Here is a 21,813-nt window from a genome sequence, read left to right as displayed (position 1 = left end):
GGTGGCGGGAGCCCCCTGCGGGGGAGCGTGGCTCTCAGTATTCGAGTTCCTGACGCACGGTGGCCGCGATGCGGGTGAGCGCGGTTCCGAGATGGCGACGCTGGGCGGCGGTGAGCGGGTCGAAGACGAGCCGCCTGACCTGTGCGACGTGTTCGGGTGCGGTCTCGACGAGTTTTTGCCGGCCTGTGTCGGTCAGGGTGGCCAGCGTGTATCGACCGTCTTCCGGGTCGGGTCGGCGGCCGACCCAGTCGCGGGCTTCGAAGCGGTCCATCACCTTGGACAGGCGGGGTTGGGTGCTGTCGCAGTCCCGGGCCAGATCACTGAGGCGCATCGTGTGCTCGTCGGCCATGGACAGTCGCGCCAGCACCCCGTACTCGAAGTTCGAGATGTTCGAGGTTCGCTGCAGCTGGCGGTCGAGGGCTGCGGGGAGGGCGATGACGACGGTCAGGAGCGCCTGCCACAGGGCCTGCTGGTCATCGTCGAGCCAGGGTGACTGGGTGTTCATGAGACTCATCGTACTTGCCCAGGCACATCACATGACTTGCCTGGGCAAGCCTTTACGGGTTAGCGTTTCACTTGCCCAAGCAAGTCATGGAGCTTGCCTGGGCAAGTAAAGGAGTCGAAGTCGATGACCCGCATGCCTAGCCCGGCCTCCACGGACGGCCCGGCTTCCGCTGTTTCCTCAGCCACTCCCGCCGGGGCCTACGACGACCTGTTGGCGCGGGTTCTGCCGCAGGCACGCCGGCAGCGGACGTGGGATCCGTCGGACGGTCCTCTGCCTGGCCTTTTCGTCAGTCACGGGGCGCCGTTCACGCTCGATGACCCGCAGTGGCTGGGTGAGCTCTTCGACTGGGCGCAGTCGATGCCGAAGCCCCGGGCGATCGTGGTGATCTCGGCCCACTGGGAGCAGGCGCCGGTCGCGCTGTCCGGCGCTGCGGCCGGTACCCCGCTCTTCTACGACTTCAGTGGCTTCCATCCCCGCTACAAGACCCTGCCCTACGCCACACCGGACGCCACTGACCTGGCACGGCGGGTGTCGGGCCTGCTGGGCCGGGCACCGGTGCACGAGTTCGCCGACCGCGGCCTCGACCACGGCGCCTTCATCCCGCTGATGGCCATGTATCCGGCAGCGGACATCCCGGTCGTGCAGCTGTCGATGCCCGGTCTGGAGCCCGACGCTCTGCTCGATCTGGGGGCGCGCCTGCGGGGTCTGCGTGACGAAGGCATTCTCGTTCTCGGCTCGGGCTTCATGACGCACAGCTTCGCCGTCTTCCGGCGACCGGAACTCGCCGCGGCCACGGCGGCCTTCGACACGTGGGCTGTCGACGCCCTGGCCCGGGGCGACGCGGACGCTCTGGCCGACTACCGCACCAAGGCACCCGGCGCCGCCATCGCCCATCCGACGGCCGAGCACTTCGTCCCACTGCTGGTCGCCGTCGGCGCCGCCGACGACCCGGCCAGTGCCACGAGCGGCATCGATCGCATGGTGATGGGCAACTCCATCCGGTCCGTGCAACTGACCTGAGCACCCTGGCGTGCTTCCCGTTCCCGCCCGATCGCCTCGATCCCATGGCGACGGCATCCGTCAGATCCTGGAGGAAAATGCCATGAAGGCCATACGTTTCCACGAGTTCGGCAGCAGTGACGTCCTGCGCTACGAGGACATCGACCGTCCCGTTCCCGGCACCGGACAGGTGCTGGTGCGGGTGGCGGCCACCTCGTTCAACCCGGTCGACGACCACATCCGCGCCGGTGTCCTGGCCGAGATGATCCCGATCTCGCTCCCGTACGTGCCGGGGATCGACCTGGCGGGCACGGTCGAGGAACTGGGCGCGGGCGTGACGGGCTTCCAGGTGGGCGATCAGGTGGTGGCGATGCTGCCTCTCGATTCCGCCGGTGGCGCCGCGGAGTATGCCGCCGTTGCGGCCGAGTCCCTGGCCCCGGCGCCCCGGACGATCGAGCTGGCCGACGCCGCGGCCCTGCCGCTGACCGGCCTGGCGGCCTGGCAGACGGCGTTCGAGCTTGCCGAGCTGAAGTCCGGCCAGTCCGTCCTGGTCAACGGAGCGGGAGGCGGGGTGGGCAGCCTGGTGGTACAGCTCGCTGTCGACGCGGGAGCGAAGGTGACCGCGGTGGACGGGCCGCAGCATGCCGAGCGCCTCCGCGGCTACGGCGCACACCGGGTCCTCGGCCCCCTCGACCTTGCCGCCGGACCGGCCGCCGTGGGCGGTCCGTTCCAGGTCGTGGTGAACCACGTGCGTGTCTCCCCCGACGAGCTGGCGCGGTTGACGGCCTACGTCGCCGACGGCGGTGTCGCCGCGAGCACGGCCGGACCGGTTCCCGAGGATGCCTCCCGGGGTGTGCGCAGTGCGAGCCTGTGGGTCCGCAGTGACGGAGCGCAGCTGGCCGAGCTGGTCGGCAAGGTGGACGCCGGCACGGTCCGGACCCACGTCGCAACCCGCCGCTGGCTGGCCGAGCTGGCCGCCGTGCATGCGGATGCCGGAGCCGGGCGGCTGTCCGGCAAGACGGTCCTGCTCGCTCCCTGACCGAGCCCGGCCGCCGGCCATGTGCGGCACCCCGCTGCGGGGGATCGCAGGGCAGCCGGCGGCCACGTCCCAGCCGTCACTCCGCGGCGGGGACAGCCTGTTCGGCTCCGTCGTCGGCCTTCGCTCCGACGCACGTGCCGCAGACCGTCGGTATATGGGGCAGCCCGCCGGAGTGTCCGAGGAGGGACGGCGTGAGCAGGACCAGTCGGCCGAGACGGGCCTGGCTCGCGCGGCTGGGCCCGCGGGGCGAGGTCGATCTCGGCCGAGCGGCCTCCCCGCGCACCGTGATCGAGGACGCCGTCGCGCGACTCGGCCGGGCTCCCGTGTGCTGGGCGATCGAGCTGAGCACCGTGGTCGTGCAACGGATCGTCGCCGAGGTACCGCACCTCGGGGGCAGCCCGGCCGCGATCGAACTGCTGCGTCGCGGCAATGAGGCGACCACCGTGCAGGCGCTGTCCACCCTGGCGGACAGCCCTGTCGCCGTCCTGCCTGTCGGTGAGGCGACGCTGGAAGGCATCCGCGAGTTCGTCCACCGGGCCATCCCGCTGGAGCGCGTGTTGCAGGGTGTCCGGATCGGACATGCGGCAACCACCGAGGCGTTCCTGCGGGCCTGTGCCGAGCTGGTCGATCCGGATGTGGCGGTCGACGAGGTCACGGCCGTCTCCCGGGACCTGTTCTCCTACGTCGACGACCTCTCCGACGCGATGATCCGCGCCTACCTCGCGGAGCACGAGGTGTGGAGCACCAGCGCGGCCGCGGCACGGGCCGGCCTCGTGCGTTCCCTGCTCAGCGATGCCCCGGCAGTGGACATCGACGAGGCGTCCCGAGTCCTCGGCTACAACCTGCGGCGCACGCATCAGGCGGTGGTGGTGTGGTCCCACTCGCCGGACGTCGGCTCCGCCCTGCAGGCGGCGGCGATCGAGGTGCTCCGGGCCCACGGGGGCACGGCGACACTGGTCGTTCCCGTGGCCGCGGGGCGAGTGTGGGCATGGGGCGCCGTGCCCGCGGACGGCACACGCGAGGACGGTCCGCGGGAGACCCTCGCACAGGACCTGTCGCGCCGGCAGGTGCAGGCGGCCTTCGGGACCCCGGGCGCCGGTGTCGCGGGCTTCGTCCGCTCGCACCGTGAGGCCCAGCGCGCGGAGCGGGTCGAACGGCTGCGGCGTGAGGCGGGCCGGAGTGCGCGGCCGGCCACCGCCTATGCCGACGTCGCCGCCCTCGCGCTCCTGGCCACCGATCTCGAGGCGGCCGCCGACTTCGTACAACGGGAGCTCGGCGCGCTCGCCGGCCCCGGCGCGGCGATGGAGGCACTGCGGACCACGCTGTACCACTACCTCGGCGCCGAACGCAGCCTCCTGGAGGTCGCCCGACGCGTTCACGTGGCCAGAGCGACCGTGACCTACCGGGTGAAGCGGGCCCAGGAGGTATTGGGTCACGACCTCGACAACCGCCGCTTCGCCCTCCACACCGCCCTGGCCCTCGCCGAGGAGCTGGGCGACGCGGTCCTCCTGCCCCGCACGCCTCACCGGTGAGTGGGGGTGTGCGCGTCGCCGGCCGACACCTCGGTCCGGCAGACCGGCGGGGGACCAGAATTCTCGGCCGGCGGACCAAGCTCCCGCCTGAGCAGCGGAGTTGACTTCGTTGTGCCGTATCCGCCGGTGCACGGGACGCGCGTCGCGGCACCGATTCCAGCCCACCAGGAGGCACGGGATGATCGACCAGGAAACCTTCGTCGAGCTGATGAGCGGGGTCTGTGCCCCGGTCACCGTCGTGACGGCGACAGCCGTGGACGGGCGACCGCACGGCAGTACCGTGTCGAGCTTCACCTCGCTCTCCCTGGCTCCTCCGCTCGTGAGTTTCGCCCTGGACCGCTCCTCCGGGCTGCTGCCCCATCTCCCACCGGGAGCCCCGGTGGGAGTGAACATCCTCGGCGCCCACCAGCAGGACCTGGCCGCGACGTTCGCCCGCCGCTCCCAGGGGCCGGGCTCGAAGTTCGACAACGTCACGTGGACTGTCCGCGCCGGGCTTCCCCACCTGCCCGAGTCCGCCGGCTGGACCGCGGGACACGTCGAGCGCCACGTGGACGGCGGCGACCACATCCTCCTCGTCGTCAGCGTCGAGGAGGCCGAATCGACCCCCACGGCCCCGCTGGTCTACGCCCGCCGCACTTTCGGCACCCACTCCGGCCTCGCCGTCGCCGGCTGAGCACCGTCCCACCGACCGACACGGAAGTGACGATGATGAGTACCACCACGCACGCCCCGCGCACCGCCGACACCATGCGCACCCTGCGGGCCGAACTCGTCGAACGCGCCGCCGCCCTGCGCCCCTTGATCTCCGGCAACGCCGAGGAGACCGACCGCGCACGCATGGTGCCCGCCGAGAACATCGACGCCCTCGCCCGGGCGGGACTGCTCTCGCTGATGCGGCCCGTCCGCCACGGCGGTCTGCAGACCGATTTCCGCACCCTGCTGGAGGTCAGCCGTGAGGTCGGACGCGCCTGCGGCTCCACCGCCTGGCTGACCTCGTTGCTCAACGCCAACGCGTGGTTCGTCGGACTCTTCCCCGCCCGGGCCCAGGACGACGTCTGGGCCGACACCCCGGCCGCCCGGGTCGCCGGCGTCGTCACACCGATGGGCACAGCGGAGGTGGTCGAGGGCGGGTACCGGGTGAGCGGACGCTGGTCCCCCGCCTCCGGGTGTGCGCACGCCGACTGGGCGATCCTCGGGGTCAGGCGTCCGGACGCGGAGGGCACGGCGGACGGCGTCGGCATCGTACTGGTGCCGATGCCGGAACTGACCGTGGAGGACACCTGGTTCGTGACGGGCATGCGGGGGACGGCGTCGAACACCCTGGTCGGCGAGGACGTGTTCGTGCCCGCGCACCGCTTCCACTCCGTACCCGACGCCGTGGAAGGCCGCTACGCCACGCCCTTCACCGACGAGGCGTTGTACCGGGCGCCGTTCGTGCCGGTCACCGCGCTGGTCCTGACCGGGCCTCAGCTCGGACTGGCCACGGCCGCCGTCGACATCCTTCTCGACAGAGCGCCGCAGCGGGGCCTGACCCTGACGAGCTACAGCATCCAGGCCGAGGCCCCCACCATCCAACTCGCCGCCGCGCACGCGGCCTCGCTCGCCGACTCCGCTCACCTGCACGCCTTCCGCGCGGCCGCCGACATCGACGAGGCCGAGGGCTTCCCGGCATACGACGCCCGGGCCCGGATGCGGATGGACACCGGACGGGTGGCGGTGCTCGCCCGGGAGGCGGTCGGCATCGTGTGCTCGGCCCAGGGGGCCTCGAGCTTCGGCGAGTCGAATCCGCTGCAGCGCGTCTGGCGTGATGTCGAGGCCGCCGGCCGGCATGCCGTCCTCAACCCGGACGTGGCTGCCGAGATCTACGGCAAGTCGCTGTTCGGGATCCGCGGCACGGTTTCCGCACTGGTGTGAGGCAGTCCCGCCGGCGGCCGGTTCACCGCGCCGCCCACACGGCCGGCCCGGTCGATCGATGCGCCCGGGACGCGTGACCGCTCGCGGGTCGGCCGCGATCAAGCTCATACGGTCCATGCGATGTCGAAGGAGAGGCTGATGACCATCGCCGCAGTCACAGGAGCCGCCGTTGTCGACGAGGTGTCGGCGCGTGACCCGGACCTGACCTCGGCCGGCGGCAGCCGGACCTGGTCGGTGTGCGGCCGCAACTTCGTCGTCGCGATCACCGAACTGGCAGCGGGCGACCGCCTCACCGAGGACGGCCTGCCCGACGAGTACCTGCTGCTCGTCCAGGACGACGCGGTGGTGGGCGTGGAGCATGGCGGCCGGCCACCGGTGGCCGTGGCCTCACCCGCACTCGTCGTCGTACCGGCAGGCACCAGCACGCTGTATGCGGCGGCGCCCACGACGGTGACCCGGGTGTTCACCGCACGCTGCGCCGAGCAGATGCGGCGGGCCTTCAACCACACGGCCGGGGCCGACCCGCGGACCGCGCCACTGCCCGAGCCCACCGAGAACGGTGGCGACCGGGTCCGGGTTCATCACCTGCGCGACATACCTGCCGAGGAGGGGCGCTTCGGCCGGATCTTCCGCACGGCGTCGCTGATGGTCAACTGGTTCCCGGTGCAGGACGGGCCACGCGACACCGAACGTCTCTCGCCGCACTCCCACGAGAGCTTCGAGCAGATGTCGGTGACCCTCGCCGGGAACTACGTCCACCATCTCCGGGTCCCGTGGACGGCGCGGATGAGCGAGTGGCGCGACGATGAACACGTCCGGGTCGGCAGTCCCTCGATGACACTGATCCCACCGACCGTCGTACACACCACGCGCGCCGTCGGTGCGGGCCCGCACACGCTCATCGACGTCTTCGCCCCACCGCGTGAGGACTTCCTCGCCAAGGGCTGGGTCCTGAACTCCGGCGACTATCAGGGAATCCGGCCGTGACGGGCGACGAGCTTCCCCGGCTCGGAGCCTGGGTCAAGCTCCCCGCGCCGGAGAGCGTCGAGCTGCTCGCCCTTGCCGGGTTCGATTTCGCCGTGATCGACGCCGAGCACGGTGCGATCGACCTGCGCACCATGTCGACCATGATCGGATTGGCCCGCGGCTGCGGCATCGCGCCGTTCGTCCGGGTCGCCGGCACCACGCCCCGTGACGTGCAGGTTCCCCTCGATGCGGGGGCGGCCGGCCTGTTCGTCCCGCAGATCAACTCCGTCGCCCAGGCACAGGACGCCGTCCGGGCCGTGCGGTTCCCCCCGCTCGGCCGACGCGGGGCCAGCACCTCCGGACGGGCCGGCCAGTGGGGACGCGCGCCCCTCGGCGACTACCTGCGAGCCGGCAACGACGACGTCCGCCTCATCGCCCAGACCGAGAACGTCACCGCCCTCTCGGCCATCGCCGATATCGGCGCGGTCGCCGGCGTCGACGCGGTCTTCATCGGGCCGATGGATCTCACGGTCTCAGGCCGGTTCCAGGAGGGAAGCCCCGAGATGACGAACCTGATCACAGCGGCCGAGCAGAGCTGCGCCGACCACCACATCCCCCTGGGGACCGTGGCCTCGGCCGACGCCGCCGAACTGCTCCAGCGCCGTGGATACGACTTCCTCGTCCTGGGCGCCGACACCACCATCCTGCGTCAGGGCGCACACGCACTCGTGAACAGCGTACGGACCGCCACACCCGGAGCCGGGCGATGACCCGCGAGGCCGGCATCATCGCCGGCCCGACGCTCGCCACACTGCTGCACACCGAGCTGTCGATGCTGGTGACGGCGCTGTGGTACGAGATCGACCACGGTGACGGCTCGGCGGCCGCCGGCTTCTTCACCCCCGACGCCGAGCTGACGTTCTCACGTCGGAGCTTCCACGGCACCGACCAGATCAGCGGCGTCTACCGCGACCGCACCGCCCGTGGCCCCAGGGTCTCGCGACACCTGATGTCCAACTTCCACGTCCTGCGGCACGGACACGGCCATGTCGAGGCCGTGTCCGCCCTGGTGCTCTACGCACAGGACGGAGAACCTCCCCTGCCCACGACCGTGCCGGTACTGATCGCCGACGTGTACGACCGCTTCGTCCGCACCGGCGACACGGATGCGCACACCGGCCGGTGGCGCATCGCCTCCCGGCGTATCGAGAACCGCTTCCTGATGCCCGGCGACGTCCTGGCTGTTCCCACCGAGTAGAAGGAGACGACGATGTCCTCTCAGCGACAACAGCCGGACGAGTTCCCGCTGCCGGACGGCCGGGGCGATCTGCCGATCGTCGACTCCCATCTCTTCGATGAACTGCTCCCCGCGGAGGCGGCCTTCGAGCTGACCGCAGGCCTGCGCAAATATCGCGAGCCGTTCATCGGCATCACCGAGGACGGCACCCCCCGCCCGGGCCTGTACCGCCTCAATGACGCGGGTGCCTCCCCCAAGGCCGCGGTCGCGGCGGCTCGGGCGTACCTCGACGGGCTCGCACCTCACCAGCAAGCGGTCGGCAACCTGCCGATGGACGCCGCGGAGTGGCGGCTGTGGACCAACGCGATCCCGACCTGGCATCCCAAGGGCATGCGTCTGGAACGGCTCGCCGGACCCGACCGCGACCGCGCACTGGCCGTCGTCGAGGCGAGTCTCAGCCCGGCCGGCTACACCCAGGTACGCGTGGCGATGGCGCTCAACCAGAATCTGGGCGAACTCATCGACGACTACCGCGACACCCTCACCGAATACGCCTACTGGTTCACCGTCTTCGGCACGCCCTCGCCCGACGCTCCGTGGGGATGGCAACTGATGGGACACCACGTGGACCTGCACTGCGTCTTCGTCGCAGGACAGGTGGTACTCGCCCCGGTGTTCCTCGGCGCCGAGCCCACCGTCGGTACGGGACGCTTCGAAGGCATCCACGCCTTCCGCGACGAAACCGACGTCGCCCTGCGATTCCGCCGCACGCTCGACCCCGACCGTGAGGAGGAGTTCCTCATGGGGACATCGCTGCGCACCGCGGACCTGCCGCCCGACCTCGCCGGACCGTGGAACGGACGACATCTCGCCGGCGCGGGCAGCGACAACCTCGTCCTGCCTCCCGAAGGCATCGTCGCCGCGAGTCTGCCCGCAGATCGGCGTGACGGCCTGGTCGAGTTGATCCGGGTCTATCTCGACCGCCTCCCGTCGCCACAGGCCGAACGCACTCTGGCACTCGTCCGCGAGCACTTCGACGAAACCCGGTTCGCCTGGCGCGGCGGCCACGACGACGTCTGCGCCTTCTACTACCGGATCCACTCCCCTGTACTGCTCATCGAATACGACAACCACCCGGGCGTCTTCCTCGCCAACCCCGAACCCGCCCGCTACCACGTCCACACCATCGTGCGCGCCCCCCACGGAGGCGACTACGGACGTGACCTCCTCGCCCGGCACTACCGGCTCCACCACGGCGGTGTGTGACGTGTTCCAGCACCCGCGGGGCGTGCACTTCCGTGCTTCTGGCACGGGAAGCGATCCAGATCGCCTTCCGACGCGGGCGGTCACCATCCGGACCGGAGTGCCGGACCAACGGCATGCGCGGATCCTGAACCGTCAGACCAAGAAGCCGCTCCGGGGATCGGCGTTCACTTCGTGTTGTCGGACGCTCTTGCCGAGGCACCGCGTTCGGCGGACGACTGAAGCCTGCCAGGAGGTAAATGATGATCGACCGAGACACCTTCGTCGAGCTGATGAGCGGGGTGTGCTCCCCGGTCACCGTGATCACGGCCACCGGTGCCGACCGGCGACCTCACGGCAGCACCGTGTCGAGCTTCGCCTCGCTCTCTCTCGACCCTCCGCTGGCGAGTCTGGCCCTGGGCCGTGCTTCCGGATTGCTCCCCCACCTCCAGCCGGGCGACCGGATAGGAGTGAACATCCTCGGTGTCCACCAGCAGGAACTGGCCTCGGTTTTCGCACGGAGGAGTCAGGAAGGCTCCAAGTTCGACGGCGTCACCTGGACCTTCCGTGCCGGGCTGCCCCACCTGCCCGAGTCCGTCGGCTGGACGGCAGGCATCGTCGAACGTCACGTGAACGGCGGTGACCACATCCTGATCGTCGTGCGCCTCGAGGAAGCCGAGACCAGCCCTACCCCTCCACTCACCTACGCCCGCCGGGCCTTCGGCACTCATACCCCCCTGACCGCCGCGAGCCGACCCGCATCGGCACGAATCCCGACATCGAAGTGACGGCAATGACCACGGACGCGGTCTCCTCCCGCGCCACCGATGCGGCACGGGAGGTGCTTGTCGACATGTCCACAATGTCCGATGATCGGGTCATGAGCACACATACGGTCCGGCGGCCCGCCCCACTCGCGACGACCTCACGGTGACTGGTCATGGAGCCTGGACGAAAGTGGCTCGCGAAGTTGGCCCCCTCCGGGCCGTACAGCCTCGCGATGTCCTCGTGCGCACCGGCCGCTCTCGCCGACGCCACAGCGAGGATCGGCCTGGATCCGGTGTGCTGGGCCATCGAACAGGGCCAGGTCACCGCCGCGCGCATCGCGGAGGAGGTGCCCCTGGTCGACGGTGCCGGGTTGGCGATCGAGGTACTGCGCCGCGGCAGCGAGGCCGCCACACTGCACTCGCTGTTGCGGCTGGCCGATCCGTCGGCGGCATTCCCCCCGGTCGGCGAGGGGTCGTTGGACGGAGTCCAGGACTACGTGCATCGTGCCGTTCCGCTGCACCATGTGCTGCGGGCGATCCGGGTCGGGCACGCATCCCTGGCCCGGGCGTTCCTGCGCGCCTGCGAACAATTGGTTGAGCCGGCTGAGCTCACTCGTGAGATGAAAGCCGTCAACGACGAGTTGTTCGCCTACGTCGACGCGTTCACCGACGCGATGACCCGCGAGTACCTGGCCGAACACGATCGCTGGGCCACCAGCGCGGCCGCAGCCCGGGTGGCGACGGTGCATGCGCTGCTCGCCAACTCTGTGGGCGACGTCAAAGACGCCGCACGCACACTGGGCTACGACATCGACCGCACTCATGTCGGCGTGATCGTGTGGGCCGACTCTCCCGCCGAGGACTCCCGACTGCCGTCGGCGGCGACGAGCCTGTTGACGGGGTTGGGAGCCACGGCAACCGTGGTCGTGCCGGTCGGCTCGGGGCGGATCTGGGGCTGGGGAGCGGTGCCGAAGCAACGGCCGCAGCAGATGTCCGCCGCGAGGGTGGGAGCTGGGCTGCGCGCAGCCGTAGGCACGCCGGCCCCGGGGCTGGCGGGATTCCGCCGGACGCATCAAGAGGCGATCCGTGTCGAGCGGCTGCGCGGCCTGTCCGTCAGGAGAACCCCCCGCGTGACCTTGTACCGCGACGTGGTGCTCACCGTGCTGCTGTCCGATGATCTCGGAGCAGCCGGGGAGTTCGTGCGAAGCGAGCTGGGTGAACTGGGGGGCCGCGGCGAGGGCGCGCACGCTCTGCGTACCACCCTGCTGCACTATCTCGAAGCCGAGCGGAGCCTTGTGCGGGTCGCCGAGGAGCTGCACATCGCGCGAGGCACGGTCGCCTACCGGGTCAAGCGGGCGCAGGAGGTGCTCGGCCATGACATCGGCGCTCGCCGATCGACCCTGCATGCCGCGCTGCTGCTGGCCGAGGAACTCGGCGACTCGGTTCTCGAGCCGACTCGGCCGACGACCTGACCGGGCGTTCAAATACCTCCCTCGATGTTGGATCCCCGGAACAAGCGGGCCCAGCGGTCGAGGCTGTTCTCTGGAGCACGTGAGCCCGCGCTGTTGTCGGTGCATCGACGGCGCGGCACCGATCCATAAGGAGCTGACCAATGACGATCGCCCTCGACCGCCCTGGAGCCACCACCGCCGACCGGGAACTGCGCGCCGATGTGGTGGGGCGCATCACGAAGCTGCTTCCGCGGCTGGCCGACCAGGCCGAGCGAAGTGACCGGGAACGATCGGTGCCGGCGGAGAACATCGAGGCGCTCGCCGAGGCCGGGGCGCTGTCCATTCTGCAGCCCGCGCGCTACGGCGGTCTGCAGACCGACATACGGACCTGTCTCGAGGTTTCGCGGGAGGTCGCGCGCGCCTGCGGGTCGACGGCGTGGACGACGACGCTGCTCAATGTGTGCTCGTGGTATGTCGGGCTCTACCCGGCCCAGGCCCAGAAGGACGTCTGGGCCGACGACCCGACCGCCCGGGTGGCGGGCGTTCTCGCGCCTACGGCGACCGCCCGTGAGGTCGACGGCGGCTTCGTCGTCTCCGGCCGCTGGTCGCCGGCGTCGGGCCAGGCCCATGCCCAGTGGGCAATCGTCGGCGTGCTCCGTGGCAATGGTCCCGAGCGGGGGATGGTCCTGGTTCCGATGGCGGAACTGACCGTCGAGGACACCTGGTTCGTGACCGGTATGCGGGGCACCGCGTCCAACACCCTCATCGCTGACGAGGTTTTCGTTCCGAGCCACCGCTACCTGTCGTCGCCGGACGCTGCGGCGGGTCGGTACGCCACTCCTCACACTGAGGAGGCCCTCTACCGTTCGGCCTTCGTCCCGGTGTCGGCACTGGTACTTGCCGGACCGCAGCTCGGGCTGGCTCAAGCCGCACTCGACCTGGTGGTGCGGAAGGCCCCGAACCGGACCATGACCTACACCTTCTACGACAACCAGGCCGTCGCACCCACCACGCAACTGGCTGTCGCGCAGGCCGCATCGCTGATCGACTCGGCACACCTGCACGCTTACCGGGCCGCGGCCGAGATCGACGAGGCTGCCGCGCAGGGCATCTACCCCGACTACGACACCCGTGCCCGCGCGCGGATGGACACCGGAGTCGCCGCCGTCAATGCGCGCGAGGCCATCCGGATCCTGGTCTCCGCGCACGGAGCGGGCAGCTTCGCCGAGGTCAACCCGTTGCAGCGCATCTGGCGCGACAGCGAGGCCGGCAGTCGGCACGCGATCGTGAACCCCGAGGTGAGCACGGAAATCTACGGGAAGTCGCTGCTCGGTATCCGAGGTGACGTCACTGATCTCGTCTGACATCTCTGTCTCCCCTCCGCGGTCCCAAGCGGGCCGACCAGCCCTCTCGTGAACTCCGCGAGGCAGCCGGCGCACATCGTCCTGCAGCCCGCCCGGCACTTGTCCTCGACCGGTCCCTGAGGCGGTCGAACCGTGGTCGGTGTCGATATCGATCTCGGCTGATCAGCACAGCTTCGAGATGCCGGCGCGCCGCACCCCTCGGGGGTGCGGCGCCCGTCCGCGCGCGGGTGTCACGCGGACGGTGCCGGGGTCGGGACGTACTCGAACCAGTCGAAGGCGACCTGGCCCTCGGTGGCGTACATGCCGATCACCCGACCGGTGAAGCCGCCTGCGACCTCGGTGGACAGGTGGCCTCCGTCCAGTTCGGCGAGTGGCCGGGCCTCGCGGGTGGCGGGGGTGCCGGGGACATCGGGGGTGCCGGGGTCGCCCAGCCAGAAGGCGGGGGTGTCGGGGCCCGTGGTACCGCCGTCGGTGGGTTCGGGCGACGCGGGCACGAGGTCCGTCGTGCGGATCGTCACGGTGAGGCGCAGCGGCCCGGCGGGGGCGGGCCGGCGGGGGCGGGCCGGCGGGCCACGGTCCGGCGCAGCGGTCCGATGCGGGCGACGACGGAGACCTCCCCGCCCCCGGCCTCCAGTTCGTAGTGGTGGGCCTCGTCCAGGCGCACGCAGAGGCCGCCGCGTCCGGTGCCCGGGTCGATCTCGACGGTGACGCGGCAGTCGTGGTGCTGCTGGCGGCGGCCGGCGAAGGTGCAGCCGGGGCTGTCGAGGGTGGGGCCGGTGGTGCGCAGGACCAGCCGGCCGGGGCGCTCGGTGAGCGACCAGGAGCCGTCCGGGCGGGCGAAGGGCGAGATCCAGTGGGGCGCGAGGGCGGGCGCGTCGAAGTCGTCGCGGGCGGGCGGCCGGTACGGGGTGCCAGGCGCCGCCCGGGGCCGCGTGGCTCTCGGGGACGGGCGCGACGACGGGCCAGCCGTCCTCGTCCCACCGCACGGGGGTCAGGAACGCCTCGCGGCCGAGCACGTGCACGTCGGGCGTGAAGCCGCGGGGGCGGACCCCGAGCAGCACCATCCACCAATCCCTGTCGGGGGCCCGCACCAGGTCGGCGTGGCCGGTGTTCTGGATCGGGCGGTAGGTGCCGCTGTGGGACGGCAGGGGGGTTGGCGGGTGCGCCCTCCCAGGGGCCGCGCGGCGAACGACTGCGGGCCACGGACACGCTGTGGCCGCGTTCGGTGCCGCCCTCGGCGATCAGCAGGTACCACCAGTCGCCGATGCGATACAGGTGCGGCGCCTCGGGGAACTTCGGGCCGGTGCCCGACCAGGTGGGGAAGGGGCCTTCCAGCACCTCGCCCGCGGCACCTGCTGGTGCGCTTTCTCCGGCCCCGCCGGCACTGATCCGCTACTCCACGAAGAGGGACATGACCCGCGTGCCCCGGGCGTGCGTCATGCTGCGAAGGAGTCGGGTTGATCAGCTTCTTTGACAAATGGGGTCAATGGAACTATGTCACGGCGGCGTCGGCGCAGGTCTGCGGGGCGCGGGCGGTCCGGGATGAAGGGGAGCGGGGTGCGGACGATTCGCTGCCGCCGGGACTAGCGGGCGTACGGGTCGGTGATCTCGCGGAGCTGGTCCAGGATCTGGTGCAGCAGGGCGAAGTTGCGGGTGCCCAGATATGCTTTCCACTCGGCGAGGATTTCGTCGAGTGTGGCTGCGGCCACCTCGATGGCCCGCCGGCCGCGTTCCTCGAACACGATCAGCCGGGCGCGGCCGTCAGTGGGGTCCGGCACCCGGCGGACGTAGCCCAGGCGTTCCAGTTGGTCGACCAGTACGCCGGCGCTCTGCTTGGTCATTTGTGCCTGGTCAGCGAGGTCCGTGAGGCGTGAACCATCCGGGGCGATCCGCTGGAAGACCCGGCACTGGGCGAGCGTCCAGTCGTCGAACCCGGCGCCCTGGAGAGCCCGGAACATCCGGTCCTCGGAGTACCGATAGGGGATGAACAACAGCACCCCAAGATTCACCTGCTGCTCGTCGTCCATGCCTCTCTCGGCCCCGTCGCTCACCTGATCCCACGAGGTTCACACCCTACGCCAACACCGCTTGGCCAGGCCGCCGCCGACCCCGTCGCGGCAGCGCGCGGACACCGCCGCGCGCGCCGCCTTCCGCGCACCGTGTTCCCTGCGCACCCTCCGTCCCTCGGCCACCTCGTACCTTCCCTCTTGTCAAGCGCGCCGCTATGTACCTCTTGTGATAAAGAATCCTGACTGGAATGGCTGCCGAGAGGGCACGCGTAGGACGACGACATCGGCATCAAGCCCGACAGGGGAGCGGCCCGGTCACCGGCAGGTGAGCGGTTCGCCCTCGGCGACGAGGGTCCGCGCGCCGCGTGCCGGCGTGCCGACGCGCCGGCACGCCGACGGCTGAAGGCGACGCACCGTGGCCCGCGCGGAGGTTCGGGGTGCGGTGTGGGATCGCCCGACGGTCAGCGGCGGATCGTAGCGGTTTCGCGGGTGAACTGGCGGTGGCCGATCAGCTTGTAGGCCAAGCGAGCCGGCGCCGGCACGACCTGCAGAAACGTCTGCCGTTCCGCGTCATCGGCTTCCTCGGTGATGTGGCCGAGCATGACCAGCCGCCGCGTGAGCGGAATAGCGCTCATCCCGTGCTTGCCGAGCGCGTCCCATTCGCTCTGCGTCACCGTGACGGAGACGATCGGGAGCAGTTTCTGCTCCTCCTCAGCCAGGTGATCGATCAGCGTCGGCATCATGGCCTCGATGAGGGCCGCCATCCGCTCGCCGGCGGCGGCGTCCGCGCTCGCCGTCCATCCGGGCAGCTCCGCGCTGATGCCCGTGACGGCATTGTCGACCTGCTCGTGCTGGGCGTCCATCCGGTCCATCAACTCCGGGTCGAGCGCGGCCCGTTCGCGGAGCAGCGGGAAGAGCAGCTCGTCCTCGCCGGAGTGGTGCGTGTGCAGGAAGTCCACCATCTCCCGGGCGTGCGCGCCGATGACCTTGGACCGTGCGCGGTCACCGGCCGCGGAGCGCAGCAGTCGGGGCAGCTGACCGAACTCGCGCCGGATGACACGGTGGATCAGGACCATCTCGTGGGTGTCGACGCCGGGTCCGGAGGTGCTCACTGTGCCTCCTCGATAGTGGCGACGGCGTTCCGTACGGCTGCGCGCGCGGTGGCTGCCAGCCGGCCGACCACGGCCCGCCTGCCCGTCGGGCTTGATGGCGACGTCATAGCGCTACCTCTTTCTTTCCGTCTTCTCTGTACGTGAACAGTGCTTGGGTCGCGCCGCGACGTGGCGCGCTTGCCGACGGCCGCGTCAGGTGACCCTGGAACGACGCAATTGGTCAGCGACTCTTACTATCATACATTGCGGCAATGGCGGACGGGCGTGAGGTCGCAAGAGGGCTGAGTGGTACGGAAGGAACGCGGCACGCGCGGCGCAGTGTGCAGAGTCACCGTGGTTGAAGGGGATCATGTGTCGCCGGACTTCCCCTCGTCGCGGCCTGTCGGCGCCCTGTGGGCACTCTCGGCGCCGCCTTGACGAAGTCAGTTGCGTTGACTAATCTCATCAATGATCCTGACGATCTGGTGATGGGTGATCGCGCAGCGACGCGCCTTCCGTAGTGGACGAGCGTCCGTGTACGGACCGGTCCGTACGCCGATCAGGGCCGTGGCGCAGTGGCGCGGTCCGGCAACTTCTCTCTCGGCGCCCGGCGAGTCCGGCCGGCTGCGTCCCCTCCCCGTTCGCCCCGGAACCCCGTATCAAGCAAAGGACCACAGGCCATGATTTTGATCACCGGAGCCACCGGCACCATCGGTTCGGAAGTCGTCAAAGCGCTTCTCCCCGCCCAGGCGGATCGCCTCCGGGTCCTCACCCGCAATCCCGACGCGGTTTTCCCCGAAGGCACCGAGAAGGTCGTGGCCGATCTCGGTAACGGCGATCTGGCACGCGCGCTGGACGGTGTACGCACCGTGTTCTCGCTGACCGAAGGGCTCAACATAGCCGCGCACGGCCAGCGGCTCATCGACGCGGCGCAGCAGGCGGGCGTCGAGCGGATCGTCAAGCTGTCCGTACGCAACGTCGCTCACGGCGCCACCGACCCGATCACCAGCCTGCACCGGGCCGACGAGGACGCCATTCGCGGCAGCGGTATCGGCTGGACGTTCCTGCGGCCCACCGGCTTCATGTCCAACGCGCTCAACTGGGTGGGAATGATCACGGGCGACCAGGTCGTGCACGCCCCGTTCGCCGCCGGCCGGGGTGCCTTCGTCGACCCGGCAGACATCGCCGCGGTCGCCGCGGCCTGCCTCACCCAGGACGGCCACAACCACCGGATCTACGAGCTCACGGGTCCCGATCCGCTCAGCCCCGCCGACCAGGTCGCCATCCTCAGCAAGGTGCTGGGCCGCGACCTGCAGTACGCCGAGGCCGACCCGACCGGCTGGGTCGCGCAGATGGTGTCCTATGGCATGCCCGAGGAGCACGCGAACGCCATCGGGGAGCAATTCCGCTCCACCCTGGAACCGTGGAGCTCCGAGCCGACCAGCGACGTCACCGCCGTCACGAACCGCCCGGCTCGAAGCTTCATCGACTGGGCCGAGGCCCACCGCAACGAGCTGCTCACCCCGGCCAGTTGGTGAAGTGATCCCGGCGACGGCCTACGCCTGCTTGGCCCGGATGACACCCGGGCGGTGATTGCCGGAGGTACGGCCACCGTTCGTCGCTCGTCCGGCTCTTGACGGCCCGCCGGGTCCAACTGCGCGGTGTGGCGACCGAATCCGCCGCTGATTGTCGATCCCCTCGGATCGTGGAGTCCTTCCTATGCCGCCGGCCTCACTGTGAGGCCGGCTCGGTGGTCGTTCTCGTGGTTGATCGGGCTTGTGAACTCGCACACGCTGTGTAGTCGGCGGGTGTGGTAGAAGTCGGTGATCCAGGTGGCGATCCTGAGTCGGGCCGCTGCGCGGGTGCGGAAGGTGTGACGGTGGACGTACTCGACCTTGTTCTCCTTCTTCAAGGCCGCGTTCTCCGCCGTCAGCCGGGCGATCAACGCGTCCTGGCCCTCCGGTGCGGCCTTCTCGGCTCGCTTCGCCCGCGAGACCCAGCTCGCCGGAGTCGTCCCGTTGATCCCCAGGTCCTCCGCGACCTCGGGGACCGGCTTCCCAGTGCCCGTCACGATGCGTACCGCCCCCTCATGAAACTCCGCCGTGAACTTGCGACGCTTCTCCGCCACGACAACCAACATCCCCTGCTGTCACGGACTCCACGCTACGAGGGGAGCCTCGGCGAACGATCTCCCCTACTGCGGGACAGCCCTTGGCCGGTCGGCCCTCGCGGTACGGCCTGCCCCCAGAGGGCCCGTCCCTCGCCGTGCGGGCCGACCGGCCCGCACGCCATCGGCCCGTCCCGGACAGGCGCCGTGCCCGAAAGCCGGGCCGCGCACGGTCCGCCGGGCCGGCCGTGTCACCCGGCCCGGCGTCATGGCGCGAGCCGCCCCGCGACCACCCTCGCGCGTTCCGGGCGCACCACCCCATCGCGTTCCCCCGGTGCGGAACGCCAGGAGAAAGTGAGATGGCCGCGTCTCGTGATGGATCCACCGGGGCGCCCACGCCTGTCGAGCCGCGTCCGCACTCCGCCCGTGCGGATGCAGCGGAGTGGAGCACCAGCACTTGTGCCGCGCTGGGCAGAGCCGGGGTGACGACCGCCGAACGGGCCGCTCGGCATGTCCGTATCCGTGGGATGGCCGTCCGTATCGCCATGGCGCGGCGGGGGCCGCCGGCGCCACGCTGAAGGTGGCGTCACCGAGTGGACGGTGACCGCACACCAGGAAGGCTGACACCATGGGAATTAACGACGCCGGGGTGGCGGACGTGGAGGTGCCCGGGACGAAACTGGCCCGCGAGGCAACGGAGCTGATCCGGGACACCACGAGCGAGCTCATCTACCACCACTCACGCCGGGTGTACTTCTTCGGCAGCCTGCAGGGACGCAACCGCGGCCTCGACTTCGACCCGGAACTGCTCTACATCGGCGCCATGTTCCACGATGTGGGCCTCGGCGAGGCCTTCCACGGCAGTGGCCGCCGCTTCGAGGTGGACAGCGCGGAGGAGGCGAAGCGGTTCCTGGCGGCGCGCGGGATCCCGGAAGACAGCATTCGCCGTGTCTGGACGGCGATCGCCCTGCACACCACGCCCGGGATCCCGCAGTTCATGGAGCCGGAGGTGGCCCTGGTCACCGCCGGGGTGGAGTACGACGTCCTGGGCATCGGCTACGGTGAGATCCCGGAAGCCGACCGGGCCGGGATCGTGGCCCTGCACCCGCGCCCCGCCTTCAAGCGCCGGATCCTCAAGGCGTTCACCGACGGCATCCGCCCGAAGCCGGACACGACGTTCGGCAACGTGAAGGCGGACGTCCTGGAGCACTTCGTCCCCGGCTTCCAGCGCGGCGATTTCGTTCGTACGATCCTTGAGTCCCCGTGGAAGGAGTAGGTCCCCCGGTGTCCCACCCCCGTCACACGGTGGCCGTCGTCGTCTTCGACGCCGTCCAGCTTCTCGACGTCACCGGCCCGGTCGAGGTCTTCACGACCGCCAATCGCTACGGCGCGCACTACGACGTCCGCGTCGTCTCACCCACCGGTGCCGACATCACCACCTCCTCGGGACTGGTGGTCGGCGTCAACGGTCCGCTCTCCTCGCTTCCCCGCCGGATCGGCACTCTGCTGGTGCCCGGACGCAGCGACTGGCGGGCCGCTGTCGGCGACACAGATCTGGTGGAGAACATCACGCGCCTGACCGGCCGGGCCGCGCGCGTCGCCTCCGTGTGCGCGGGAGCGTTCGTCCTGGCCGCGAGCGGCACGCTGGACGGCCGGCGCGCCACGACGCACTGGGAGCTCGCACCGGAGCTGGCGGCCGCCTTCCCCCAGGTCCGGGTGGAAAGTGATCCGGTCTTCGTCCGGGACGGCCACGTGGTCACGTCGGCCGGCGTCACGGCGGGCATCGACCTCGCGCTGGCCCTGGTCGAGGAGGACCGGGGGGCCGAGGTGGCGCGCAGCGTGGCCCGACAACTGGTCGTCTTCATGGCCAGGCCCGGCGGGCAGGCGCAGTTCAGCGCCCGCATGGCTCCCCGCCACCCCCGGCACCTGGCGGTGCGACGGGTGATGGACCATGTGGGCGCCGACCCTGCGGCCGAGCACACCCTCGATTCGCTGGCCGCCGTCGGTGGGGTGAGCACCCGGCATCTGGGACGGCTCTTCCGCACCGAGATCGGCATGCCGCCCGGGCAGTACGTCGAATCCATCAGGGTGGAGGCCGCTCAGGCCCTTCTGGAGAACGGCAGCAGCACGGTGGAAGAAGTGGCGCAGCAGGCGGGGTTCGGTTCCTCGGAGTCCCTGCGCCGGGTCTTCCAGCACACCCTCGGCGTCTCACCGACGGCCTACCGTGCCCGCTTCCGGAGCACCGCGGGCAGTCGCCGCATCGTCGCGGCCTGAGGATGGGCGGATCAAACGGACACTCCTCAGTTTGCCTTCCAAACCGAATAGCGTGGCAGTATGGGGGCGTGGTTGCCCGACGTGATCCCCAGACCGTTGCCGGCCGGCCGTGCGCCGTCGCGGCGTCCGTGCAGCTGATCGGCGACCGCTGGTCGATGCTGGTGATCCGGGAAGTGATCTTCGGTAATCACCAGTTCAGCCAGATCGCCCGCAACACGGGCGCCCCGCGTGACCGGCTGACAGCACGGCTCCGCGACCTGGTCGAGGCGGGGGTGCTCGAACGGCGCCCCGTGAGCGAGGGCGCCCGCCACGAGGGCTACTACCTCACCGAGGCCGGCGAGGACCTTCGCCACGTCGTGCGGGCACTGCTCGCCTGGGGTGACAAGTGGGCTGTGACCACCCCTCCGATGCGCCTGACCCACCACGATCACCCGCTGGAGCCGGAGAGCCACTGCTCCGCCTGCGGCGAGAAGGTCGACGACGCCGATCTCACCGAGGAAATGCTCGTGCCCGGGTGGGACATGCGAGGACGGCTGGACGAGGTGGTGGCCGAGGCGTGAGGGTGGCGCCGACGGCGCGGGCACGGCGGCCTCGCCCATCAGCCCGGGCGGGGCTCGCGATCCCGCCCGCGAGGCGAGGGGTCTGTTGCCGTTGCAGCGCTTCCCCGGCCATGCACAGCGGATCTGCCGCCCATGCGCGGCCGACCGGTCGGAAGGGCCCGAGGGGCACCTAACGCCGGGTCGACCGCACCGTGACCTCTTCGGGTTTCACCTCATGCCCCGCGGCGCACATCAGCCGCGCGGCCACCGGCTCGCCGCAGTCCGTGTGGTGCAGGGTCAGCGGGGGCCCGGAGGGTCGGGGCACGTGCTGGTCGCCCCACTGCATGAGCGCGACCAGAACCGGCTGGAAGTCCACGCCGGCCGGAGTCAGCACGTATTCATGACGGGTGCGCTGTCCGGGCTCCTGATAGGGGCGGCGTTCCAGAAGCCCCGCGGCCACCAGTTCCCGCAGGCGTGCCGCGGCGACGGCCTCCGTGATGCCGACGCGTTGTACGAAGTCGTCGTACCGGGTGGTCCCGTAATGCGCCTCACGCATGATGAGCATGGCGGACCGGGTTCCCAGAACGCGCATCGTCCCGTCGATGGAGCAGTCGTCGGCAGTCCACGTCGTCCGGTCGGCCAGTTCACCCACCAAGGTCATGTGCGTCGATTCCATGACCACCTCCTCTGGCTGCAATTTTACATAGCCAGCGGGGAAGGGTACCGTCCTGGCTATGGCATTCTCAAGTCAGGTGGTTGTGGAGTCGACACCCGGCC

General features: G+C 70.5%; 21 protein-coding genes and 1 pseudogene. 16 read left to right on the top strand and 6 right to left on the bottom strand.

Annotation, left to right across the window (positions count from 1 at the left end; all coding sequences use genetic code 11):
- Positions 1 to 34: 34 nt before the first annotated feature.
- Positions 35 to 505: a MarR family winged helix-turn-helix transcriptional regulator gene (locus QFZ64_RS01145; RefSeq protein WP_307061331.1), complete on the bottom strand. Its 471-nt coding sequence runs from the start codon at positions 503 to 505 to the stop codon at positions 35 to 37.
- Between the two features lie 123 nt (positions 506 to 628).
- On the opposite strand from QFZ64_RS01145, the gene QFZ64_RS01140 reads away from it, so the two are divergent.
- From QFZ64_RS01140 to QFZ64_RS01085, 12 genes are all read left to right on the top strand, one after another.
- The gene (locus QFZ64_RS01140; protein WP_307061329.1) at positions 629 to 1,525 is read left to right on the top strand and encodes a dioxygenase; all 897 of its coding nucleotides are present in this window, start codon (positions 629 to 631) and stop codon (positions 1,523 to 1,525) included.
- 82 nt (positions 1,526 to 1,607) lie between these two features.
- Complete coding sequence (locus QFZ64_RS01135; protein WP_307061327.1) at positions 1,608 to 2,543, top strand: NADP-dependent oxidoreductase; 936 nt, start codon at positions 1,608 to 1,610, stop codon at positions 2,541 to 2,543.
- Positions 2,544 to 2,734: 191 nt separating this feature from the next.
- A complete protein-coding gene (locus QFZ64_RS01130; RefSeq protein WP_307061325.1) occupies positions 2,735 to 4,075 on the top strand; it encodes a CdaR family transcriptional regulator in 1,341 nt (446 codons plus the stop codon).
- A 178-nt stretch (positions 4,076 to 4,253) separates the two neighbouring features.
- Positions 4,254 to 4,748 (top strand): flavin reductase family protein, encoded by a 495-nt coding sequence (locus tag QFZ64_RS01125; protein ID WP_307061323.1) that lies wholly within the window; start codon positions 4,254 to 4,256, stop codon positions 4,746 to 4,748.
- Between the two features lie 35 nt (positions 4,749 to 4,783).
- Positions 4,784 to 5,989, top strand: coding sequence for an acyl-CoA dehydrogenase family protein (locus QFZ64_RS01120; protein WP_307061321.1), 1,206 nt, complete (start codon positions 4,784 to 4,786; stop codon positions 5,987 to 5,989).
- A 138-nt stretch (positions 5,990 to 6,127) separates the two neighbouring features.
- Positions 6,128 to 6,976 carry a hypothetical protein gene (locus QFZ64_RS01115; RefSeq protein WP_307061319.1) on the top strand — a complete coding sequence of 283 codons (849 nt, stop codon included), beginning with the start codon at positions 6,128 to 6,130 and terminating at the stop codon, positions 6,974 to 6,976.
- Positions 6,973 to 7,725 carry an HpcH/HpaI aldolase/citrate lyase family protein gene (locus QFZ64_RS01110; protein WP_307061317.1) on the top strand — a complete coding sequence of 251 codons (753 nt, stop codon included), beginning with the start codon at positions 6,973 to 6,975 and terminating at the stop codon, positions 7,723 to 7,725. The genes QFZ64_RS01115 and QFZ64_RS01110 overlap by 4 nt, the downstream gene beginning before the upstream one ends.
- On the top strand, positions 7,722 to 8,213 hold the full coding sequence (locus tag QFZ64_RS01105; protein ID WP_307061315.1) for a nuclear transport factor 2 family protein: 492 nt from the start codon (positions 7,722 to 7,724) through the stop codon (positions 8,211 to 8,213). The genes QFZ64_RS01110 and QFZ64_RS01105 overlap by 4 nt, the downstream gene beginning before the upstream one ends.
- A gap of 12 nt (positions 8,214 to 8,225) precedes the next feature.
- Positions 8,226 to 9,458: a DUF3500 domain-containing protein gene (locus QFZ64_RS01100; RefSeq protein ID WP_307061313.1), complete on the top strand. Its 1,233-nt coding sequence runs from the start codon at positions 8,226 to 8,228 to the stop codon at positions 9,456 to 9,458.
- Positions 9,459 to 9,694: 236 nt separating this feature from the next.
- Entirely contained in the window at positions 9,695 to 10,222 is a 528-nt protein-coding gene (locus QFZ64_RS01095; RefSeq protein WP_307061311.1) for a flavin reductase family protein, read from the top strand.
- 152 nt (positions 10,223 to 10,374) lie between these two features.
- Positions 10,375 to 11,673 (top strand): CdaR family transcriptional regulator, encoded by a 1,299-nt coding sequence (locus QFZ64_RS01090; protein ID WP_307061309.1) that lies wholly within the window; start codon positions 10,375 to 10,377, stop codon positions 11,671 to 11,673.
- A gap of 140 nt (positions 11,674 to 11,813) precedes the next feature.
- Positions 11,814 to 13,016: an acyl-CoA dehydrogenase family protein gene (locus tag QFZ64_RS01085; RefSeq protein WP_307061307.1), complete on the top strand. Its 1,203-nt coding sequence runs from the start codon at positions 11,814 to 11,816 to the stop codon at positions 13,014 to 13,016.
- A gap of 230 nt (positions 13,017 to 13,246) precedes the next feature.
- Here QFZ64_RS01085 and QFZ64_RS01080 read toward each other — a convergent pair.
- The 3 genes and pseudogenes from QFZ64_RS01080 to QFZ64_RS01070 all read right to left on the bottom strand — a co-directional run.
- Positions 13,247 to 14,360: pseudogene (locus QFZ64_RS01080) on the bottom strand (family 43 glycosylhydrolase); the annotation flags it as partial.
- A 239-nt stretch (positions 14,361 to 14,599) separates the two neighbouring features.
- Positions 14,600 to 15,043, bottom strand: coding sequence for a MarR family winged helix-turn-helix transcriptional regulator (locus QFZ64_RS01075; RefSeq protein WP_307061305.1), 444 nt, complete (start codon positions 15,041 to 15,043; stop codon positions 14,600 to 14,602).
- A 443-nt stretch (positions 15,044 to 15,486) separates the two neighbouring features.
- Positions 15,487 to 16,137: a hemerythrin domain-containing protein gene (locus QFZ64_RS01070; RefSeq protein WP_307061303.1), complete on the bottom strand. Its 651-nt coding sequence runs from the start codon at positions 16,135 to 16,137 to the stop codon at positions 15,487 to 15,489.
- Positions 16,138 to 16,796: 659 nt separating this feature from the next.
- On the opposite strand from QFZ64_RS01070, the gene QFZ64_RS01065 reads away from it, so the two are divergent.
- On the top strand, positions 16,797 to 17,654 hold the full coding sequence (locus tag QFZ64_RS01065; protein WP_307061301.1) for an NAD(P)H-binding protein: 858 nt from the start codon (positions 16,797 to 16,799) through the stop codon (positions 17,652 to 17,654).
- 179 nt (positions 17,655 to 17,833) lie between these two features.
- On the opposite strand, the gene QFZ64_RS01060 is transcribed toward QFZ64_RS01065, so the two are convergent.
- Entirely contained in the window at positions 17,834 to 18,256 is a 423-nt protein-coding gene (locus tag QFZ64_RS01060; protein WP_307061299.1) for a transposase, read from the bottom strand.
- Positions 18,257 to 18,851: 595 nt separating this feature from the next.
- On the opposite strand from QFZ64_RS01060, the gene QFZ64_RS01055 reads away from it, so the two are divergent.
- From QFZ64_RS01055 to QFZ64_RS01045, 3 genes are all read left to right on the top strand, one after another.
- Complete coding sequence (locus QFZ64_RS01055) at positions 18,852 to 19,499, top strand: HD domain-containing protein (protein ID WP_307061297.1); 648 nt, start codon at positions 18,852 to 18,854, stop codon at positions 19,497 to 19,499.
- Between the two features lie 8 nt (positions 19,500 to 19,507).
- The gene (locus tag QFZ64_RS01050) at positions 19,508 to 20,497 is read left to right on the top strand and encodes a GlxA family transcriptional regulator (RefSeq protein WP_307061295.1); all 990 of its coding nucleotides are present in this window, start codon (positions 19,508 to 19,510) and stop codon (positions 20,495 to 20,497) included.
- Between the two features lie 68 nt (positions 20,498 to 20,565).
- Entirely contained in the window at positions 20,566 to 21,057 is a 492-nt protein-coding gene (locus QFZ64_RS01045) for a helix-turn-helix domain-containing protein (RefSeq protein ID WP_307061293.1), read from the top strand.
- Positions 21,058 to 21,226: 169 nt separating this feature from the next.
- Here QFZ64_RS01045 and QFZ64_RS01040 read toward each other — a convergent pair whose 3' ends face one another.
- A complete protein-coding gene (locus QFZ64_RS01040; protein WP_307061291.1) occupies positions 21,227 to 21,712 on the bottom strand; it encodes a helix-turn-helix domain-containing protein in 486 nt (161 codons plus the stop codon).
- Positions 21,713 to 21,813 lie beyond the last annotated feature (101 nt).

Source organism: Streptomyces sp. B3I8 (genome assembly GCF_030816915.1).
Taxonomy (GTDB): Bacteria; Actinomycetota; Actinomycetes; order Streptomycetales; family Streptomycetaceae; genus Streptomyces.
Note: the sequence above shows the minus strand (reverse complement) of the source record. Positions and strands in the feature narration are given on the sequence as shown.

Excerpts from the sequence above, each read along its gene's own strand:
- QFZ64_RS01065 (WP_307061301.1), top strand. The coding sequence starts at position 16,797 with ATGATTTTGATCACCGGAGCCACCGGCACCATCGGTTCGGAAGTCGTC.
- QFZ64_RS01085 (WP_307061307.1), top strand. The coding sequence starts at position 11,814 with ATGACGATCGCCCTCGACCGCCCTGGAGCCACCACCGCCGACCGGGAA.
- QFZ64_RS01115 (WP_307061319.1), top strand. The coding sequence starts at position 6,128 with ATGACCATCGCCGCAGTCACAGGAGCCGCCGTTGTCGACGAGGTGTCG.
- QFZ64_RS01060 (WP_307061299.1), bottom strand. The coding sequence starts at position 18,256 with ATGTTGGTTGTCGTGGCGGAGAAGCGTCGCAAGTTCACGGCGGAGTTT.
- QFZ64_RS01125 (WP_307061323.1), top strand. The coding sequence starts at position 4,254 with ATGATCGACCAGGAAACCTTCGTCGAGCTGATGAGCGGGGTCTGTGCC.
- QFZ64_RS01100 (WP_307061313.1), top strand. The coding sequence starts at position 8,226 with ATGTCCTCTCAGCGACAACAGCCGGACGAGTTCCCGCTGCCGGACGGC.
- QFZ64_RS01140 (WP_307061329.1), top strand. The coding sequence starts at position 629 with ATGACCCGCATGCCTAGCCCGGCCTCCACGGACGGCCCGGCTTCCGCT.
- QFZ64_RS01055 (WP_307061297.1), top strand. The coding sequence starts at position 18,852 with ATGGGAATTAACGACGCCGGGGTGGCGGACGTGGAGGTGCCCGGGACG.
- QFZ64_RS01145 (WP_307061331.1), bottom strand. The coding sequence starts at position 505 with ATGAACACCCAGTCACCCTGGCTCGACGATGACCAGCAGGCCCTGTGG.
- QFZ64_RS01090 (WP_307061309.1), top strand. The coding sequence starts at position 10,375 with ATGGAGCCTGGACGAAAGTGGCTCGCGAAGTTGGCCCCCTCCGGGCCG.
- QFZ64_RS01040 (WP_307061291.1), bottom strand. The coding sequence starts at position 21,712 with ATGGAATCGACGCACATGACCTTGGTGGGTGAACTGGCCGACCGGACG.
- QFZ64_RS01120 (WP_307061321.1), top strand. The coding sequence starts at position 4,784 with ATGAGTACCACCACGCACGCCCCGCGCACCGCCGACACCATGCGCACC.
- QFZ64_RS01135 (WP_307061327.1), top strand. The coding sequence starts at position 1,608 with ATGAAGGCCATACGTTTCCACGAGTTCGGCAGCAGTGACGTCCTGCGC.
- QFZ64_RS01105 (WP_307061315.1), top strand. The coding sequence starts at position 7,722 with ATGACCCGCGAGGCCGGCATCATCGCCGGCCCGACGCTCGCCACACTG.
- QFZ64_RS01095 (WP_307061311.1), top strand. The coding sequence starts at position 9,695 with ATGATGATCGACCGAGACACCTTCGTCGAGCTGATGAGCGGGGTGTGC.
- QFZ64_RS01075 (WP_307061305.1), bottom strand. The coding sequence starts at position 15,043 with ATGGACGACGAGCAGCAGGTGAATCTTGGGGTGCTGTTGTTCATCCCC.